The sequence below is a fragment of the Pseudoalteromonas prydzensis genome, assembly GCF_011050055.1.
Lineage (GTDB): Bacteria > Pseudomonadota > Gammaproteobacteria > Enterobacterales > Alteromonadaceae > Pseudoalteromonas > Pseudoalteromonas prydzensis_A.
The window spans coordinates 1-3,060 of sequence record NZ_DRGM01000222.1 but is presented as its reverse complement, the minus strand read 5'-3'; the positions used below and the strand labels follow the sequence as shown (position 1 = coordinate 3,060).

Annotated in this window: 2 protein-coding genes and 1 pseudogene; all 3 read left to right on the top strand. The window is 36.8% G+C overall.

Translation table 11 applies throughout. The annotated features are described in order from the left end of the window. On the top strand, positions 1–152 hold a 152-nt coding region (locus tag ENH88_RS23075), incomplete at its 5' end, for a cold-shock protein (RefSeq protein WP_304185901.1). Positions 153–1,417: 1,265 nt separating this feature from the next. Next, a complete protein-coding gene (locus tag ENH88_RS23070; protein ID WP_024590812.1) occupies positions 1,418–2,188 on the top strand; it encodes a DUF3450 domain-containing protein in 771 nt (256 codons plus the stop codon). A 6-nt stretch (positions 2,189–2,194) separates the two neighbouring features. Next, positions 2,195–3,060: pseudogene (locus tag ENH88_RS23065) on the top strand (MotA/TolQ/ExbB proton channel family protein); the annotation flags it as partial.

Sequence of the window (3,060 nt, the reverse complement as noted above, 5' to 3'; positions counted from 1 at the left end):
TCATTGAACAAGAAAATGGTCCTGACGTGTTTGTACATTTCAGCGCAATCACTGGTTCTGGTTTTCGCACTCTTAGCGAAGGTCAAGCAGTGACATTCAGCATCAAACAAGGTCAAAAAGGCCCTGAAGCTGAGAACGTAGAAGCAGCATAATTTATTATGTGAACTCTAGTTCATCGTGGTGAAGCAGTTTCTGTTTCACCATAATTCCCTCTTTTAACATATCAATCTATAAATCACTTAATACCATCATTTAAATCCTATTTAATATCTGCTTAAACCTTTTATTTTTAAAAATGTAAAAAATTAACTATCTTCATAATCCAACGAATCAAATCATTCTCTAGCGTTTATTAAAACACTCCTCATAATTTATCCAATTGATCAGATACTACTTATATAAAACCGCAGCAGAGTATCGATACGCGGAAATTTTGATATAAGCTATGTCGATGTGATGAAGTTAAAAGTTTATATCTTGACTATGAATCGGGAAGGGTGCCTCTATTACTTAATTATTGAAGCGTTTGGCTTAACTCGTAGTTCAATATTATTAAAGTAGAGCAACTCTTTGTGATTAATATCAGTCCTTATAAATATTTGAACAATTTAGCGAATTTAATAGACTCCATATAAGCATGTTGGAATACTTAGTTGCTGAATAAGTTTGATTGTTAAATAGTATTAAAGATCACTTTAAAAATAGCGAATATGCGCTGCCTGTGTGTTCGTTCTAAGGCTGTTTACCGATTTTTATTAAGCCCGCTAGGTTACAAACCTAACGCCGCGATTAAATTGCCTTAGATAGAATAAATTTTAATCCTGATTGGTAGCAGGCCCAGCTTTGACTTGCTAAAAACTCATTATGTAAGGCTATTATTACTATTTGTGGGAAACTCCCCTACTTTAAACAGCTTTTGAAATTATGTGTTTAAAGTAGGGGAGTTTCGCTAGTAGAGATTATCCAGTGTTGTTTTTTTGTGCGACAAACGGTTTGTTTTCTCAGATGAAGTGTTAGCGAAGAGATAAAATGTGTCGAAATCGTCTAAAAAATAACTTTTGTTATATCTATCTGTATTTTTTTTCGTTTTTTTTCAATGCGAATTCAGGCTTAGCTAAATGTTGCAATAATGTTGTTTTATGTCAGTGCTATGCGAATAAATACACCTCTTAAAAGGCTTTAATAGAAATATTAAGAGAAAGCTTGGTTGCAATAATGTTAACGATTGTGCGCTGGTACTTTTGTTTAAGCATCAACTTAGCTATTTATTTACTGCGATTAGTCAACATCAAGTTGACAGCGCTAATTGCATTTAGCATTATTGGAAGGTTGATATCTATTAAAAGATATCAGGGTTGTTCTCCTCTCGGAGGATAATTAAATTATAAAAGTAACATTACTTAATTGGTTGGGAACTATGTCTGTTAAAATCAGAAAGAGTCTTGTAGCAACTGCGTTGGTTGGCGCATTTGCATTTGCAAGCAGCAATGTGATTGCAGATCCTTTGAATGACGTGCAAAAAGCAGGTCAACAAATTCAAAAGGCTGCGGTTAAGTCTCAAACTAAAATTGACAATGTATATGGTCAAACTCAGGAGCTAATCGCTGAGTACCGTAGCGTTGTTGATGAGACTGAACTTATGAAAGTGTATAACGATCACGTGTCGCGCTTGGTTGATAGCCAAAACGCTTCTATTGAGTCGTTTGATCGTCAAATCGCTACGATTGATAACACGAAACAAAACGTTGTGCCTTTGATGTATCGCATGATCGATACGCTTGAGCAATTCATCAAAGCGGACGTTCCATTTAATCTAGAAACGCGTTTAGGACGTGTTGAAAGACTACGTGAAATCATGGTTTCTGCGTCTGTAACGACGTCTGAAAAATTCCGTCAAGTACTTGAAGCTTACACTATTGAAACAGCATACAGCTCTCTTGTATCTGCTTCACAAGGTACACTAGAAGTTGATGGCAAGAGCATTAACGTTGATATCGGCCAGTTAGGTCGTATCACTTACGTTGCTCAGTCTTTTGACTTGAAACATGCTTGGGTGTGGGATAACAACACTAAACAGTGGAAAGAATTAGGTGAAGAATACCTAAAACCTGTTAAAGAAGTTATTCGTATGGCGCGTAAGCAAGCGACATTAGAACTTGTTAAACTACCTATCTTTGGCGCGGAGTAATCAATAATGAAGAAACTATTTAAAGGTTTTGCTGTTGCCGCAGTACTAACTGTTTCTGCAGGTACCGCGTTAAATGCACATGCAAATACTGGAGCTCTAGATAAAATTCTTGAGCAAGTAAAGCAAGAGCGTATCTCTGAAGGTAAAATCGATAAGAAACGTGAACAAGAGTTCTTATCAGATCGTGCTGACAAGCAATCTTTACTTAATAAAGCTAAAAGCCAACTTGCTTCTGAGAAGTCTCGTGGTGAACGCTTAACTAAGCAATATGCACAAAATGAAAATACGTTAGCAGAAAAAGAAGCAGCTCTTCAAAGTGCCCAAGGTACTTTAGGTGAGATGTTTGGTGTTGTACGTCGTGCAGCTCAAGACGCTATCGGTTCTATCGAAGCATCACTTGTTAGTGCTGAGAAACCAGGCCGTGCTGAAATCTTACGTTCATTAGCTGCTGCTAAAGAACTTCCAACTGTTCGTGAACTTGAAGAACTTTGGATTTCACTTCAAACAGAAATGACTGAATCAGCTAAAGTTTCAACTTTTGAAACTGAAGTTGCTGGTCTTGACGGTAACCCGTCAATGAAAAAAGTAACGCGTATCGGTAACTTTAACTTAGTTACAGACGATGGTTACTTAATTTATTCACCAGAAACTAAGTCTATTCAGCCTCTAGGTAAACAGCCTGATAGCTATATTTTAGACGGTATCACTGATCTTGAAAATACATCACCAGATAACTACGCTGGTGTTTATATCGATCCGACTCGTGGTGCTATCTTACGTATCAACACTCAAAAAGCGACACTTATGGAATACTTCCATCAAGGTGGCGTAGTTGGTTATATCATTACAGCTTTACTAGCTTTAGGTATGCT

Bases quoted from the DNA above. Each gene is read 5' to 3' on its own strand.
- ENH88_RS23070 (WP_024590812.1), top strand. From the start codon at position 1,418: ATGTCTGTTAAAATCAGAAAGAGTCTTGTAGCAACTGCGTTGGTTGGC.